The organism is Methanothrix sp. (assembly GCA_029907715.1).
Taxonomy (GTDB): Archaea; Halobacteriota; Methanosarcinia; order Methanotrichales; family Methanotrichaceae; genus Methanothrix_B.
Genome location: JARYLI010000002.1, coordinates 1 through 16833 on the forward strand (window position 1 = coordinate 1; position 16833 = coordinate 16833).

Annotated in this window: 14 protein-coding genes; 9 read left to right on the forward strand and 5 right to left on the reverse strand. The window is 55.4% G+C overall.

Annotation, left to right across the window (positions count from 1 at the left end):
• From QHG98_01625 to tmk, 9 genes are all read left to right on the forward strand, one after another.
• The coding region (locus QHG98_01625) for an IS630 family transposase (protein MDH7596432.1) at positions 1-145 on the forward strand (145 nt) is incomplete at its 5' end.
• Positions 146-810: 665 nt separating this feature from the next.
• Complete coding sequence (locus tag QHG98_01630) at positions 811-2208, forward strand: aspartate kinase (protein ID MDH7596433.1); 1398 nt, start codon at positions 811-813, stop codon at positions 2206-2208.
• Complete coding sequence (purM, locus tag QHG98_01635; protein ID MDH7596434.1) at positions 2205-3203, forward strand: phosphoribosylformylglycinamidine cyclo-ligase; 999 nt, start codon at positions 2205-2207, stop codon at positions 3201-3203. Before QHG98_01630 ends, purM begins: the two co-directional genes overlap by 4 nt.
• A 272-nt stretch (positions 3204-3475) precedes the next feature.
• Entirely contained in the window at positions 3476-3934 is a 459-nt protein-coding gene (locus QHG98_01640) for a DUF296 domain-containing protein (protein MDH7596435.1), read from the forward strand.
• Positions 3931-7263 (forward strand): DNA polymerase II large subunit, encoded by a 3333-nt coding sequence (locus tag QHG98_01645; GenBank protein MDH7596436.1) that lies wholly within the window; start codon positions 3931-3933, stop codon positions 7261-7263. The genes QHG98_01640 and QHG98_01645 overlap by 4 nt, the downstream gene beginning before the upstream one ends.
• Before the next feature lie 115 nt (positions 7264-7378).
• Positions 7379-8758, forward strand: coding sequence for an FGGY family carbohydrate kinase (locus QHG98_01650; GenBank protein ID MDH7596437.1), 1380 nt, complete (start codon positions 7379-7381; stop codon positions 8756-8758).
• 211 nt (positions 8759-8969) lie between these two features.
• A complete protein-coding gene (locus QHG98_01655) occupies positions 8970-9443 on the forward strand; it encodes a response regulator (GenBank protein ID MDH7596438.1) in 474 nt (157 codons plus the stop codon).
• 84 nt (positions 9444-9527) lie between these two features.
• Positions 9528-10457, forward strand: a complete 930-nt coding sequence (locus QHG98_01660) for a hypothetical protein (protein ID MDH7596439.1) — start codon at positions 9528-9530, stop codon at positions 10455-10457.
• 159 nt (positions 10458-10616) lie between these two features.
• Positions 10617-11243, forward strand: coding sequence for a dTMP kinase (gene tmk, locus QHG98_01665; GenBank protein ID MDH7596440.1), 627 nt, complete (start codon positions 10617-10619; stop codon positions 11241-11243).
• Between the two features lie 29 nt (positions 11244-11272).
• On the opposite strand, the gene QHG98_01670 is transcribed toward tmk, so the two are convergent.
• The 5 genes from QHG98_01670 to glyA form a co-directional block, all read right to left on the reverse strand.
• The gene (locus QHG98_01670; GenBank protein ID MDH7596441.1) at positions 11273-12412 is read right to left on the reverse strand and encodes a DJ-1/PfpI family protein; all 1140 of its coding nucleotides are present in this window, start codon (positions 12410-12412) and stop codon (positions 11273-11275) included.
• A 726-nt stretch (positions 12413-13138) separates the two neighbouring features.
• Positions 13139-13771, reverse strand: coding sequence for a molybdenum cofactor guanylyltransferase (locus QHG98_01675; protein MDH7596442.1), 633 nt, complete (start codon positions 13769-13771; stop codon positions 13139-13141).
• On the reverse strand, positions 13768-14346 hold the full coding sequence (locus QHG98_01680) for a DUF2121 domain-containing protein (GenBank protein MDH7596443.1): 579 nt from the start codon (positions 14344-14346) through the stop codon (positions 13768-13770). Before QHG98_01680 ends, QHG98_01675 begins: the two co-directional genes overlap by 4 nt.
• Positions 14343-15185 (reverse strand): tetrahydrofolate dehydrogenase/cyclohydrolase catalytic domain-containing protein, encoded by an 843-nt coding sequence (locus QHG98_01685; GenBank protein ID MDH7596444.1) that lies wholly within the window; start codon positions 15183-15185, stop codon positions 14343-14345. The genes QHG98_01680 and QHG98_01685 overlap by 4 nt, the downstream gene beginning before the upstream one ends.
• Positions 15186-15200: 15 nt before the next feature.
• The gene (gene glyA, locus QHG98_01690) at positions 15201-16451 is read right to left on the reverse strand and encodes a serine hydroxymethyltransferase (protein MDH7596445.1); all 1251 of its coding nucleotides are present in this window, start codon (positions 16449-16451) and stop codon (positions 15201-15203) included.
• Between the last annotated feature and the right edge of the window lie 382 nt (positions 16452-16833).

The following is a 16833-nucleotide window of genomic DNA, read 5'->3' on the forward strand; positions in this document are numbered from 1 at the left end:
AATACCTGACATCAACAAACTGAGAGACGAAATCAATATCTGGCAACAGGAACGAAATGCAATCCGCGCAACTGTACAGTGGAAGTTCAGCAAAGATAACGCCAGAGCAAAACTCAAACGACACTACAATACGGTTAAAAATTAATGTTACGGAGCACTCCAACAGCAAACTCCGATCGTCAGGATTCTCTACCATACTTTTACAGCAATTTCGGCACGCTGCCCTCAGCAAGAAACAGCACGACATCTCATGCATTCTTGAAAAGAGTCCTGAGCATGTGTAAGCCGGAGGAGATCTTTCTGGACAAAGGACCATCGTACAGAGACGCACTCTGCCGGCCTGGCATAAAAGTCGGATACGAATCTTTTGGGGCTTCAACTTTGTTGAGGCCTCTCGACGACAGTCGAGAGTGATCGAAGCCTCGTGGAGTCTGTATTCCCTCCTTCAAGCAAAGAGCAAACGCTCTTATGTATTCAGCAACTTGAAGGATATGCATACTGGTTGCTGAATGCACTCATTCGCTCGTCACGAGCGCACAGCGCGACTGGTGCCTCTTCGGGCAAGTTATCAGATTGATAAGAGCGAGAGCAAAAATATTCTTCTGCTCCATAACCGTGAACTTCAAATGCAAGGATAAGAAACCTGGAAGCCTGCGATGGACAAGAGCTATAGAATGCTGGAACAACTTCTTTAAAATGTTTATGTTCTACTACAACGCCGCGAGAAGTTAATAATGTTATTCGGACAGGTCCCCCTGTCATATCCTAAAGCTTATATCGTTGTATGGCTGGTATGGGGCAGGGTTCCAGATGGCACGCTTGGTAATGAAATTCGGCGGGGTTTCTGTAGCTGATGGCAGGCGGCTCAGAAACGTTGGGGAGCTTGTGAGGGGATTCAGCTCAGGGAATGAAATCGTGGTGGTGACCTCTGCCCTCCAGGGGGTCACCGATGATCTGCTGGAATGTGCGAGATCCTCTGCGAAATATGGCAGGGTCTCCGACGTCGAGGATTTCATAAAGAGGCTTGCTGAGAGACACGAGCAGGCAATCAAAGATGCGATATCAGATGATGCGATCCGCGAGGAGATCAGATCAGACATATGCAAGAAGATCGACATGCTTGAGAAGGCCTACGTTGGGATATGCTATCTCGGAGAGCTCACGCCGAGATCCATAGACTACATATCAAGCTTTGGCGAGCAGCTCTCAGCCCCGATACTCTCAGGCGTCTTCAGGGATCTGGGAATTGAGTCGAAGTACTATACAGGCGGAGACGCGGGGATAATCACAAACAGCGATTACGGAAATGCGAAGCCTCTCGAGAAGAGCTACGCGCTCATAGGGAAGAGGCTGCTGCCCATAAAGGGAATACCTGTTGTCACAGGATTCATAGCAAAGGATGAGAACGGCATAACAACAACACTCGGGCGCGGCGGGTCAGACTTCACAGCATCGATAATCGGCGCTGCGATAGACGCGGATGAGATCTGGTTCTGGAAGGAGACCTCTGGAGTCCTGACAGCAGACCCCAAGATAGACCCGTCTGCCAAGACCATACCCACTATATCCTACATAGAGGCTATGGAGCTCTCCTTCTTCGGAGCGAAGGTGCTTCACCCAAGGGCTATCGAGCCGGCAATAAAGAAGGGCATACCTGTAAGAGTGAAATGCACATTCGATCCCGACAGCCCGGGCACACGCATAGTACAGGAGGAGGAGCTGAAGGACGGGGTCATAAAGGCTGTGAGCCTCTCCACAAATGTCGCACTGCTCAACGTCTCAGGTGCGGAGATGATCGGCACCCCTGGAGTCGCGGCCAAGGTATTCTCAGCCCTCGCAAACTCTGGTGTGAACATAATCATGATCAGCCAGGGCTCGTCAGAGGCGAATATATCGATGGTAGTGGAGGAGAAGGACCTCGACAGGGCAGAGGAGGCCCTGAGGCGTGATCTCCCCAGGGAGATCGTGAAGGATATCACCCACAACAAGGACGTCTGCGTAGTCGCAGTTGTCGGATCTGGCATGGCAGGCACCCCTGGTGTAGCCGGCCGCCTCTTCAGCGCCATGGGGAGAGCAGGGATAAACGTGAGGATGATCAGTCAGGGCTCGAGCGAGCACAACATATCATTCGTAGTCGCATCGAAGGATGGAAAACGTGCTGTGCAGGAGATACACAGGGAGTTCAAACTCAATGGTGAGCACGCATGAAGGGGATGACCTACTCCGAGGCCGGCGTTGATATCGAGCTGGAGAACAGGTCCATCGATGCGATGAAGCGGAGGCTCACATTCTCCAGAAAGGGTTTAGGCGCACCTCTTACCGGTATAGGACATTATGCTGGCCTGATCGACATGGGCGAGTTCGCGATAGCGATGACGACCGATGGCGTTGGGAGCAAGATACTGATCGCAAATGCGATGCGCAAGTGGGACACCATCGGGATAGACTGTATCGCTATGAACGTGAACGACCTCCTCGCTATAGGCGCTGAGCCGCTGGCTTTTGTTGATTACCTCGCTGTGGAGAGGGTCGATCCTGAGGTCTCAGAGCAGATAGCTGTGGGGCTCGAGAGGGGCGCTGAGATCTCCAACATCAGCATAGTCGGCGGGGAGACTGCATCGCTGCCTGAGATGATCAGGGGCCTGGATCTGGCCGGCACAGCAATAGGCTATGTGAAGAAGGATAAAGTGATCACTGGCGAGAAGATCCGCACCGGAGATGCTGTGGTGGGGGTGCCAAGCACGGGTCTGCACAGCAACGGTTACACCCTCGCAAGGAGGATAATCGAGAGCTCCGGTTACACATACTTCGATAAAATGCCGGGCGATTCCAGAAGCATAGGCGAGATCCTGCTGACACCCACCAGGATATACATAGAGGTCCTGGAGCTCCTCCAGAGATGCGATGTTCATGGCCTTGCACACATAACAGGCAGCGGACTCCTCAAGCTTCACCGCATAACAGATCTCGGCTTCGAGATAACAGACCCCATCGAGCCGCAGCCCGTATTCCGGTTCCTCCAGGAGCTGGGGGGAGTGGATGATGCTGAGATGTACAGGACGTTCAACATGGGCATGGGTTTTGTCGTGGTGCTCCCTGAGGAGCAGGCAGATGACGCGTGCAGGATAATGGGACCTGGCTCGAAGGTCATCGGCAGGATAGTCGAGAGCGGCCTGAGGGCAGGCAGCATCAGGCTCCAGTAAGGGTGGCTTTGGGGGAGAGGACGAAACTTACGCTCTTATATTCAGCAGCGTTTGCCGAACACTCGTTCCATCGCTAGGCCTTCGGCCACGTCGAAGATAAGTCGAAACAAGTGCACAGCATGACTGCTATCTTCGGGCAAGTCATTCGACGGATAAAAGCGGAAACTTAAAGCCCGCATGAATTCAAACACGCTCGAGACGCCTCAACTGGCCTGAACTCTCGAGCGCTGTTGTGGCGGTCAGCAGCTCCTGCCTGAAGACCGGAGTTTCCGATGCCCTGCGCCCTGGCAGGTTCTGTGAAGATCCACAGGAGGTGGAGGTACATGCCGAAGATGGTGATGGTTGGGCTGCAGCACGGCTCTGATATAATGGAGGCGATAGGAGAGATGGCTGCGGCTCTATTCATAAATGCGGGATTTTTCAGCGTCATAGGAGCGTTATCGTCAGTTGATCTCGCCTACTACGATCAGAAGGAAAAGGCGTACAGGCAGCGCAGCTTTGAGGGGGCATTCGAGATCGCATCCTGCACCGGTAACATCTCTTTAAGGGACGGGCAGAGATTCGTCCATGCACACATCGCCCTCGCAGATGAGAACTACAATATGATTGGAGGGCATCTGCTCGGCGGCAGGGTCTTTGCTGCTGAGCTTCACATCACAGGTCTTGATGGAGAGCCCCCTGTCAGGGAACACGATCCCGTGACAGGTCTGTTTCTCTGGAGGAGGAGTTGAGCGCTGAGTACTTCGAGTATCTTGAGAAGGCCCTGAGAGAGGAGATGGAGATCGCCCGGAGGGCGAGATCGAAGGGCCTCGATCCGGAGCTTGATGTCGAGATACCCATAGCTGTTGACCTGGCTGAACGGGTCGAGAAGCTCGTCGGCATACCAGGAGTCGCAACCAGGATAAGAGAGCTTGAGGCGCAGGGGCTCAGCAGAGAGGAGGCGGCGCTCGCCATTGGCAGGGACTTCGCTGAGGGGCGTCTGGGGGGGAAAGGCACGAGCAGGCTCGATGCGATAGATATGGCAATAAGGACCTCCGTGGCGCTTCTCACTGAGGGGGTGGTTGCGGCGCCGATTGAGGGCATAGCCAGGGTCGGGCTGGGGAAAAATGATGATGGCAGCGAGTACCTGAAGGTGTACTACGCAGGCCCGATACGCTCAGCGGGCGGAACCGCCCAGGCGCTATCTGTGCTTGTCGCGGATTACGTCAGGAGGAGCATGGGCATCGCCCCGTACAGACCCACAGAGGAGGAGATAGAGAGGTACGTCGAGGAGATCGGACTTTACAAGCGGCTTCAGCACCTCCAGTACACGCCATCCGATGATGAGATCAGGATGATAATCAGAAACTGTCCCGTGTGCATAGATGGCGAGCCCACCGAGGAGGAGGAGGTCTCCGGCTACCGGGACCTCCCTAGGGTTGAGACGAACAGGGTTCGGGGCGGCATCGCCCTGGTCTCCGCAGAGGGCATCGCTCTGAAGCGCCCGAAGATCAAGAAGCATGTCTCAAAGCTCGGGATTGATGGATGGGGATGGCTCGATGCGCTCGGCGGTGAGAAGAAGGATGGCGGGGGATCCAGCGAGAAGTTTCTGAGAGATCTGATAGCGGGCAGGCCTGTGTTCTCCCACCCATCCAGGCCAGGTGGCTTCAGGCTGCGCTACGGGAGATCCAGAAACACAGGTCTTGCAGCTGCTGGCATAAATCCGGCCACAATGATGGTGCTGAATCACTTCCTCGCGCCCGGAACCCAGATCAAGGTCGAGCAGCCCGGCAAGGCTGCTGCCGTAGCCCCGGTTAGCAGCATAGAAGGTCCCACTGTCAGGCTGGTTAACGGCGATGTCGTGCGCATAGACGACACGTCAGCGTTTCCCTGGATATCGAGCCCTGAAGCACTAAAGAGAAACATCTCCAGGATCATAGACCTGGGTGAGATCCTGATCAGCTTTGGGGACTTCATGGAGAACAACAGGCCGCTTGCGCCCGCATCCTACACATTCGAGTGGTGGGCGGAGGAGTTCAGAAGGGCGGGCGGTGATCCTGAGGGCATGGAGCACACTGATGGAAGAACAGCGATACAGCTCTCCAGAGATCTCGGCGTGCCGCTCCATCCCGATCACACATACCTCTGGCATGATATAACCCTGGATGAGCTGGATCTGCTTGCGGATGCAGCATCAGAGGGGACAATCGATGGGGATATCCTCCTCATGGATCTGCGCGAGGATACAAAGGAGATCCTGGAGAAGCTCCTCGTCCAGCATAAAATCAGGGATGGGAGGATAATGGTGGAGGATGCGCGCCCACTTCTGCTCTGTCTGGGCGTGGACGAGAGCGGCAGGCGCTGGAGGAGAGAGGATCTGAATGCAGGTGATGCGCTGAGCGCTGTCAATCAGCTCTCCGGTCTTGTGATCAGAGCGAGGGCGCCCACCAGGATCGGATGCAGGATGGGTAGACCGGAGAAATCAGACAGGAGGGAGATGCGACCTCCACCGCATGTGCTCTTTCCGACAGGCTCTGAAGGGGGGAAGAGCCGTCTTGTGAACGAGGCTGCAGAGCATGGATTCATAGAGGCGGTTGTGGAAAGAAGAAGATGTCCATCCTGCGGGAAGGAGGGTTTCGCGTTCAGATGTGAGTGTGGAGCTCATACGGAGCGTGTGCGTGCGTGTCCATCCTGCGGGGTGCGCGCTGAGGAGAAATGCCCGAGGTGCGGCACGGAGACGAGCGCAGCCACACGGATGAGGATAGACGTGAAGGGAGCCCTCTCAAGAGCCCTGGAGTCCCTCGGGGAGCGTGCTGATAACATCAGGGGCGTCATGGGGCTCACGTCCAGGGACTCCACGCCGGAGCCGCTCGAGAAGGGTGTGCTGAGAGCAAAGCATGGCGTGTTCATATTCAAGGATGGAACCTCAAGGTACGATCTCACAGACCTTCCTCTCACCCACTTCCGCCCCAGGGAGATCGGCACCAGTGTGGGTGTCCTTCTCGATCTCGGGTACACGCATGACATCCACGGAATACCACTTGAGAGGGAAGATCAAATCCTGGAGCTCAAGGTCCAGGATGTTGTGCTCTGCAGGGATGCCGGCGACTGGCTTCTCAGGGTCTCGAGGTTCGTGGACGATCTTCTCGTCCGCTTCTACGGACTGGAGCCGTACTACAGAGCTGAGAAACCGGAGGACCTGATAGGGCGACTCATGATCGGTCTTGCCCCGCACACATCCGCAGGAGTTCTCTGCAGGCTGATCGGTTTCACGAGGGCGAGCGCTGGATACGCGCATCCCTATTTCCATGCTGCCAAGAGGAGAAACTGTGATGGCGATGAGGATTGCGTGATGCTGCTCATGGACGCGCTGCTGAACTTCTCCAGGTCCTACCTGCCGGAGAAGAGGGGCGGGAAGATGGACGCGCCTCTCGTCCTTACAACAAGAATCAATCCGGCAGAGGTCGACAAAGAGGCCCACAATCTCGATCTCTCCTTCAGGTATCCCCTCGAGCTCTACGAGGCGAGCCTGAGAAGCGCGAACCCAAAGGACGTTGAGGGGCTTGTCGATCTTGTCTCCAAGCGGCTTGGAGGCGAGGGGCAGTACTCTGGCTTCGGCTTCACTCATGATACAGATGATATCGCTGGGGGGCCGAAGAACAGCTCCTACAAGACCCTTGAGACGATGATCGACAAGATGAAATCTCAGCTGGAGCTCGCGCGGCTGATAAGGGCGGTTGATGCTACCGATGTGGCTGAGCGTGTGATAAACTCGCACTTCCTGCCAGATCTGATGGGGAACCTGAGGGCGTTCTCGCGCCAGAGCGTGCGATGTGTGAAATGCAACGCGAAGTACAGGAGGCCTCCGCTCAGCGAACTCTGCCCGAAGTGCGGGGGGAAACTGGTGCTCACGGTCCATGAGGGGAGCGTCAGAAAGTACCTCGAGGTCTCGATGAAGGTCGCGGAGGAGTACGGCGTGTCGAGCTACACGCGCCAGCGGCTCGAGCTGATCAGGATGGAGATAGAATCTTTATTCAGATCAGATAAGGTGAAGCAGACCGGTCTCGCGGATTTTGTGTGAATCGATCCCGGCACAGCAACCCCATGCAGGGCCGGTCCAGAAGCACTCATTCAGCTCGCACAGGCGCATGGCCGTAAGAATGCCTTTACAAGCAGGTTGAGATTGTGGTGTGAATATGTATCTCGGCATCGATATCGGCACCACCTCCGTCAAGGCAGGGCTGTTCACGCACGAGGGAGATCTGGTGAGGGGCGCTGTAAACCGGTACAGGCAGTTCAGGAGCCATGAGAGTTTTGTGGAGATCAACCCGGAGGTGTTCTGGAATGCGCTGTGTGAGGCGCTACGTGCGCTGAAACCACCATCCGGGATATCAGGAATATCGATCGGCGGCCACGGCCCATCCCCAGTATTCCTCGACGCATCAATGGAGCCGATCGCCCCCTCGATACTCTGGCTGGACAGAAGGGCTGAGCGGGAGGCATCTCAGCTCTCAGAGCTTCTTGGAAGACCTGTGCAGCCGTCGTGGTATGTCCCGCAGACGATGTGGCTCAGGAACCACAAACCTGAGATCTTCACAAGGTTGAGAAGAGTGCTTCAGCCGATGGACTATATCGCATGGAAGCTCACCGGCTCCTTAACAGCATCTATCGCCTCAAGTGAGATACTTCCCTGGAGCGATGAGGAGATCGATGCAGCAGGCCTGGATCCCGGGATCTTCCCGGAGCAACATATCATGGGAGAGCTGATAGGGTGTACAGGACCGGATCTCTCGCGGAGCTCCGGACTGCCTGGCGGCATTCCGGTGTTCGCAGGCGCTCCCGACTTCGTGGAGGCGATTCTAGCGACCGCATCTTTCGAGAGGGGGATTGTGTGCGATAAGGCCGGCACCTCTGAGGGCATCGAGCTCTGCTGGGATGCCCCAATCGAGGGGTTCTACACAGCTCCTCACCCGCTGGATGGAGCTCTCTGGCACACAGGAGCGTCGCTCTCGACGACGGGCCTGAGCATGGAGTGGATGGCAGCTCTTGTCTCAAAGCATCCATGGGAGCTGGCAGCAGAGGCCGGGACCTCGCCTCCGGGATCAGGCGGTCTGACCTTTCTGCCGTATCTCTCCCGCGAACGCCACAGCATCTCCGCGATGGGCGCGATGCTCAACATCTCCTTAACTCACGGACTGCCTGAGGTATCCAGAGCGATCATGGAGGGGTGCGCATGCGCGATGCGGCTGGTGATCGACAGGTTTAAGGAAATGGGCGCATACATTAAAGAGATAAGAACGACAGGAACACAGTCGGTCTCGAAGCTCTGGAACCAGATGAAGGCAGATGTAACAGGCCTGCCGGTTGTCTCACAGAGGGTGCCAGAGGGAGAGATGCTGGGCGCTGCGATGATAGCAGCATATGGGTCTGGTGATTATCACAGTCTCAGAGAGGCCTCACGATGCATGGCCCATCCGAGGGAGAGGTTTGAGCCGGATAGCATGACGGGAGACAGGATATTCGAGCAGTTCATGAGATCGGCTGGCGGCACCGTACATTCCGGAAGCATCAAATAAATATGCTGCAACGTCTGTCTCAGCCGAGACTGCATAAAAGAGATTGTCGTGTAAGATCATACGCGTCGTGCACCTGAGAAAGCCACTGAAGGATCTATCGGGAAGAGCAGAGTCGTATCAGGCATCATCATGAAATGGTAGAGAAGCAAAGGGTGCAGGCTCTGGTTCAGGGCATGCGGGAAGTCACCAGAAGTGTTGAAGTGGGTGTGATATGTCATCGGTATTGCTTGTGGAGGACGACGAGAACCATGCGTCACTCTTTATAAGATCCTTTGAAGAAATGAACATGGGAAGGATCTACTGGGTGAGTGATGGAGAGCAGGCGCTCGATTTCCTGCTCCATCGTGGCAGATATGTGGACAGCAGCATCAGCCCCAGGCCGGACCTCATCCTTCTCGATCTCAGGCTTCCGAGAATGGATGGCATGGATCTCCTCAAGGAGATCAAGCGTTCTGAGGATCTTAGGAGCATACCGGTGGTGATACTGACCACATCAAAGAACAGGCATGATATCAGAAACGCGTACATGAACCATGCTAACAGCTATCTCATAAAGCCGCTTGGATTCAACAAGTTCCAGGAGCTGGCGAGAACTGTGTGCACGTACTGGCTCACGTGGAACACCCTGCCGCCAGGGAACGATGCGCCCAACAAAAGCGCTGCAGAGAACGCCTCTTTGGCATGACTCTCTGGCGCAGACCGGATTGTCCATGCGGAGTGTAGCTGTGAGACCGAATATGGGAGTGATACCGTGATCAAGCATGTATGTATGTGGGTGTTGGTTGGGGTATTCCTGATCAGCGGTCTGGCTCTTGGCGGATACGACCTCAACCCCGGCGCAGGCGTTGTGAATATGAGCCTGCAGGATTTCAAGTCTCTTCTGCAATCGTCTGGAGCAAAAGAGGTATCTGTACCGATTCCCCAGGCGGCTGGATCCTCGGCGGTGGAAAGCGCGGTTTACACAACCCAGGCCCCGCCAGAGACTGATTTAGGTGAGCTGCTTGCGTTCGATGATATGGACCAATCGTCTTACGTCTACTACGGCGGCAGCTACATGCCCTGGGGGAGGTTCAGCGCGATCTTTCCACAGGACACGCCCCTGATGTGGATCAGACGGCATAACGGGTGGTCGTGGTATGCCACAATGCCTCTTGGCACGTGGTCAGAGATGCTGATGTTCATTCCGGATGCATCGCCTGTTTACATCTACGAGATATACCCACAGGGGTTCGTGTGGAGGTACGATTTTGGATATGTGGACCCTGGCTTCTACCGCATCTGGTACTATGCAGATATCCCTGGAAGGCATGAATGTCTCCTCTACTCAGGGGGCATGTTCAGCAACCGCGTGGTTGTTGATGTTTTCCATCAGTGGATCCCGCCGGAGCCGTCACCAGGCCCCTCTCCACGGGAGGTCTGCGAGAGCAACCCCCAGTGCAGCTGGGTCAACGGGAAGTGCTACTGTCGCGGCCTGATTCCTCCAGACGATCCGGAGAAGCAGCGATGCGAGCAGAACCCGATGTGCCAGTGGGTCAACGGGCAGTGCCTGTGCACAGGACTGATTCCAGATGATCCGGAGAAGCAGCAGTGCGAGCGCAACCCCATGTGCCGCTGGGTCAACGGGCAGTGTCTGTGCACAGGGCTGATAGGGACAGAGGCAGATGATGGCATGATTGGATCTGCACTGCCGGAGCAGTGACCTGTATGAGCTACACCCGTACACCTTGAGCCCGGATGGTGATCAGGCTCGAATGATGGATCGGAAGAGGCGTTGCGGAATCATGGATTCTGTGATGCCTCTTTTCGCGCCTCGAATGATATCGCACCGAAAATAAAACCTATCAGCAGATCCACAGGGATGCGGATAATGCGGGCTGACAGAGGTCTTCTGATCACCCTCGAGGGGATTGATGGTGCTGGAAAGACGACCATCGCAGGAATGCTAAAGATGAGGTTTCCGGATTTCGTCTTCACCAGAGAGCCGACTGAGGGGCCTGTTGGAAAAATGGCCAGGAGAACAGAGGAGCCGCTCGAGCAGCTCTTTTTATTCATGGCGGACCATGCGAACCACCTCCGCTCATGCATACTCCCGTCCATAAGCAGCGGGAAGGTGGTGGTATCAGACAGATACATAGACTCGCGCGCCGCGTACCAGGGCGCTCTTCTCAGGGAGATGATCCCGATCGATTGGATATACGATCTTCACAGGCCCTGGTCGCTGATGCCTGATATGACTCTGCTCTTCCGGATAGATCCGTCAGTTGCTTTGGAGAGGTGCACGAAGCGCGGCGCGACCTCGCTCTTCGAGATGGAGACGCTCCTGAGAGAGGTGAGCAGGAACTTCGATATCATGGCCTCGAGGGAGCCTGAGAGGTTCGTGGTGATAGATGCGGAAAGGGGGATCCCGGAGGTTGCAGAGCATGCAGCCTCCGAGATCTTGAAGCTGCTCCGGCGCAGGGACAGCCAGGGTGGAGATCTGCTGTAGACCCCCGTGCCTTATCCTCTCTGAGAGCATCACGCACGCACGAACCTATCCTTCGCAGCGCCACACTGCGGGCACCTCCAGTCTGCCGGCAGCTCATCGAAGGGCGTCCCTGGCTGGATCCCCTGGCTCGGATCCCCGACCGCTGGATCGTACTCGTAGCCGCAGACCGTGCATCTGTAATTTGGAGATGCTGATGCGCCTATACCCACAAGCGTAAGCGCGCCGCTACTTTCCTCCACCCTTCCTGTTGTGTACTGCAACTCCGATAGGGCTGATATGATGGTCTCTGCGAACTCCGATGACGCCCCGGGGTCCCTGCCTGTTATTATCGCGCCGTCTCTGACAACAGGCGCGTCTGTGTAGTTCACGTTCTTCTGGATCAGATACGTGCTGTCCGCACATGTCGCATTTCTGTTCGTCAGCAATCCTGCGCTCGCAAGTATGTTCGGAGCCAGGCAGATCGCGGCCACGATCATCCCTCTGTCATATGCGCTCCTGGCCAGGTTCACATAATCGCTGTCCTGGTGGAGCTTCAGCTCCTCTATGCCGATTCCCCCGACGAAGACGACCGCTCTGTACTTTGATAGATTCACATTTCTGATGTCGACATCCACAGACACATTCTCACCGCCCATAGAGGTGGCGGTGGTGATGCCCTTCGAGCCCACATCCACATCCAGCCCGCGCCTCTCAAATGCCTCCTTCGGGATGTTCAGCTCAATTTCCTGGTAGTTTCTGGGAGCAACGACCATCAGGACGCTGCCACTGAGATTGTAGAGACCTGCCGCATCGCTCTGCGCATGCGAGCCCAGCTGGGATGTCTCGAGCGTCTGAACAGGAGCCATCTCCTCGCCGGTATCCTCGGTGACATATCCAGTCTGTTCTGTGAGACCCTCGCATGGAACGAGCACGAAGTTTCCAGCGAAGGTGAGCGTTCCGAGAGTGTAATAGCATGTAGGACAGTACCAGTCAGGGTTATTCGGATCTAGGCTCATTATGCTTCCCAGAGCTGTCTGGTAGTACTGAGCCCCGGCCGGCACGCTGACTTCGAGCGAATAAACACTGCCGCATACAGGGCACACCCAGCATGATGTTGTGCCAGAGATCTGTCCAGATGCGGACACGATAAGAGCCGCCATGACGGCCATATGGAGAAGAGCGTATCTCATGTGAGGTCCTCCCTTAGGGAGCAGCAGGATTCGAAAGGTCAAACAGATAAGATCCTTCCTTCCCGCCCTGGCCCGGCAGTTCAGAGCCACAGCCATCATCAGCCTTTGTAGTATGTGCTGTAACCTCCCTGAGGGACAGGGCTCCCTGATTGTCTCTTTGGAGATCGAGCTACATATACTTTTTTGGATGTCACATGCCATCCATGCAGCATTGTGCCAGTGAATGCTGAGTTCTGAGAGCACATCAGTTTATTCGAGCACACGAGCATGAAAAAGAAGCTGTTCCATGCGTCATCGGTTAAGATCGACATGTGTAGAATTGGACTTAATAGTCTTATCTCGCCTCAGTACTGCTATCAGGACTCAAGTCCACAGGCTGTCGATTTGAATCAAACTCTCCACTATGGGGAGATCTCAATTTGTCAAATTTCATGATCACTATATTTTCATAAAATCCTTAACCGATGACCAATGGAAGCTGTTCTGGTCCTGGAAATAGCTTTCATGTATTCAGCAACTTGGAGGTCATTCGGGAGGTTGCTGAACACACTCATTCGCTTGTCAGGCCTTCGACGCAGTCGAAGATAAGTCGAAACGAGCGCATAGCATAACTGATGCCTCTTCTGGCAGGTCATCAGATGATAAGAGCGCTGGGAATTTCATACCAACCCCCGATCTTCGGAAAACGAGACGCACCACCATTTGAATATTCTCCCGATGTCTTCGTCACAGCAGACTGATGCGCCTCTCAGCGGTCCTCCCTCTCAGGATGCTCTCCGCCCTCCTGAGATCATCGGGAGTATTGACGTTGAAGAAGCTCAGGAGCTCAGGATCCACACCTCTGAAGATACCAGCATCCACAAATCTGATGTCAAGCCATGCCAGCGGCGCTGATACCCTGCGCGCACCTCTCACGATCGCGATTCTGCATGCCTCCTCGAGCTGTCTCGCGAGGTAAACCGCATGGAGCCTCTCAGGAATGTCATTAAGAACAGGAACTGCGCCGTCGTGGCCATCAGCGAGTGAGAAGAGACCATCTATTATATCAGAATTCAAAAAGGGCATGTCGCAGCCTGCTGCGAATGCGTAGCGTCCGCGCGCTGCATCCATTCCGGCCTGGAGGCCTGCGATCGGCCCCACGCCATGTGCGCGATCTATCACCACCCTGCAGCCGGAAGTCGCACATTCAAGCCTCGCAGCCTGCGCCTCATCTCTCATGACAACAATGAGATCATCGACCACATCAGATATTCTCTCGATCACATGCTCGATAAGGGGTCTGTTGCAGAGCATGACGGACGCCTTCTCTGCGCCCATCCGTCTTCCTTCTCCTCCGGCAAGTATAACAGCAGACCTCATAACCTCCAGCCCATCTTCTCGCAGTCCCTCGAGAAGGTCTGCATGAGAACGGATGCTGGGTCTTTATGAGACGCAGTCACCCTCAAAAGCGTGTGCTCTCTGCTCATGGTCGCGGTTCCTGCGCTGACCTCCTTCATCACTCTCTCTATCGCATCAGCGTTGATCCTCCCCAGTCCCTGAAGCGCCCTTCCAGCAGCATCTCTTGTGTACCTGTTCCCCAGAACGATGAGCGAGGCACCACCCCTCCCGGAGATCCTGGCGTTCCCGTCGATCACATCCACGATGAGATACGCGCCGGATGTGACATACACCCTTCTGCGTTTGCTGCTGGAGACTGAGACCTCAGTCACCTCTCCAGCAAGCACATCCCCCTCACGCCAGACCTTCTCCCTGCCGTCAGATATGTATATCGTCGCAGAAAGCTCTCCGGCCCTCCTGAGCAGCTCCTCATCATCGCGTATCCTGCCAGAGTACAGCTCCTCCTCAAGCGACCTGCAATCACCGGCGAATGCTATGCTCCTCTTGTCGCCTGCGATCACCGCCTCCCTGCCGGAGAACGCGATAATCAGGCTCATGATCTCCGCCTCTTGAGCGAGAGCTCTGCAGCCATCACGGTCTGACTCATGAGCATTGCGACGGTGAGCGGCCCAACACCGCCTGGCACCGGCGTTATCCCAGCTGCCTTCTCCCTGACGGCATCAAAATCGACATCTCCTACCGTCTTGCCATTCACTTTATTTATGCCCACATCGAACACGTATGCTCCATCTCTGACCATATCTGCCTTTATGAGCCTGGGAACCCCTGCAGCGACCACGAGTATCTCAGCATCTCTGGTGTGCTCTTTCAGATCCCTGGTGTAGACATGGCAGACCTGGACTGTAGCGTTCCTGTTCAGGAGCATGGCTGCAAGCGGCTTTCCCACAACGTTGCTGTGCCCAACGATGACAGCCTCTGCACCCTCGATCTTCACTTCCAGCCGCTCTAGCGCATATATTATCCCTCTGGGGGTGCATGGAACAAGCCGCTCCGAGCCGAGCAGCAGCGCGCCCATGTTCTCCGGATGGAAGCCATCTGCGTCCTTCTCAGGAGCTATCGCCATCATCGCCTTCCTCGGATCGAGGTGCCCCGGCAGCGGCAGCTGTAGGAGTATCGCATGCACATCCTCTCTGCCGTTCAGCTCCATGATCGTTTTTATGAGGGTGTCCTCATCCGTATCCCCGGGAAGCACGATGTTCTCCGATCGTATGCCAACACGCTCGCATGCAGCATGTTTAATTCTCAGGTACATCTGAGAGGCAGGGTTGTCCCCGACGAGTATCGTGGCCAGGCCCGGAGTGAAGCCGAGCCTCCCGACCCTCTCCCTCACCCCGGCCTCGATATCTGACGCCAGCGCCTTTCCATCTATTATCAAGAGAGGATCACCTCATCAGAGCTCTGGATACAGCGGGAACCTCTCGCACAGGGCCCTGACCCTGGAGCGGACCGACTCTATGGTGGCGGGGTTCCTTATGTCCCGAATGACCTCTGTTATGAGATCCGCTATCTCCCTCATCTCGTTCTCCCTCATGCCTCTGGTTGTGACAGCTGGCGTGCCGATCCTGATCCCGCTTGTCACGAATGGAGTTCTCGGATCGAATGGAATCATGTTCTTGTTCAGAGCGATGCCAGCGCTCTCTAGGGCCTCGTCTGCCTCCTTTCCGGTTATGTTCTCCTTCAGAAGCTTGACCAGCATTAGGTGGTTATCTGTGCCTCCGGATACGAGATCAAATCCGTTCTCGATGAGCCTGCCGGCGAGAGCTGCTGCGTTCCTCACTATCTGCTCCTGATATCTCCTGAACTCAGGTGTCATCGCCTCCCGGAATGCGACGGCCTTCGCAGCTATCGTGTGCATCATCGGTCCGCCCTGTATTCCCGGAAAAACTGCTCTGTCTATCGCCTGGGCGAGCTCTTCCCTGCACATTATCACGCCGCCTCTCGGCCCGCGGAGGGTCTTGTGTGTTGTGGTCGTCACGATATCTGCATACGGTATCGGGCTTGGATGGACACCCGCAGCAACCAGACCTGCGATGTGTGCGATGTCGGCCATCAGGAGAGCTCCGACCTCGTCGGCGATCTCACGCATCGCTTTAAAATCTATGATCCTCGGATACGCAGAGGCGCCGCATACTATCATCCTCGGTCTGCATTTCCTGGCGATCTCCAGGACCTCTCCGTAATCCAGCATCTCCGTCTTCCTGCTCACCCCATATGGAACAACACGATAGAGCTTTCCTGAGAAGTTGACAGGGGATCCGTGAGAAAGGTGACCACCATGATCGAGGTTCATGCCCATTATGGTGTCCCCGGGGCTGAGCGTGGCGAAGTACGCGGCCATGTTCGCCTGAGAGCCGCTGTGCGGCTGTACATTAACGTGCTCAGCGCCGAAGAGTTCCCTGCATCTATCCCTTGCAAGGTTCTCGGCCTCATCCATGAATGTGCAGCCGCGGTAGTACCTCTTTCCCGGATAGCCCTCAGCGTACTTGTTGGTCATCACACAGCCCTGTGCCTCCATCACCGCAGGGCTGGTGAAGTTCTCCGCGGCGACAAGAACCAGGGTGTTTCTCTGCCGGTCCAGCTCCTTGCGTATCACCACTGATATCTCCGGGTCGACATGATCTAAGAGGCTCAATCGAATCACCATTATGGTTTTGATGGCAAATACGCTATGCAGATATAAGTCTATCTAGTGCTCAGCGACAAACTCGAGGAGATGGATGGCCGAGAGATCGAACGCTCTCATCCATCTGATGACCTGCACGAAGAGGCATCAGTCATGCTATCGTTCGTTTTGACTTAGTCGAAGGCGTGGCAATGAATGCTTTCAGCGACCACGTTGCATGATCTATAAGTTGCTGCTTACATAACTTTGACATTTTCGCTCTTATGTGTTTGGCAACTTGCGGGTCGTGCAATATGGCTGCTGAAAGTACTTATTCATTTACCTGGAATGTATAGCAAGCCCAGTGCTTCTATTGGGCAAGTTAACATATGGATAAGAGCGAAGCCAGAATCTCTGCCAG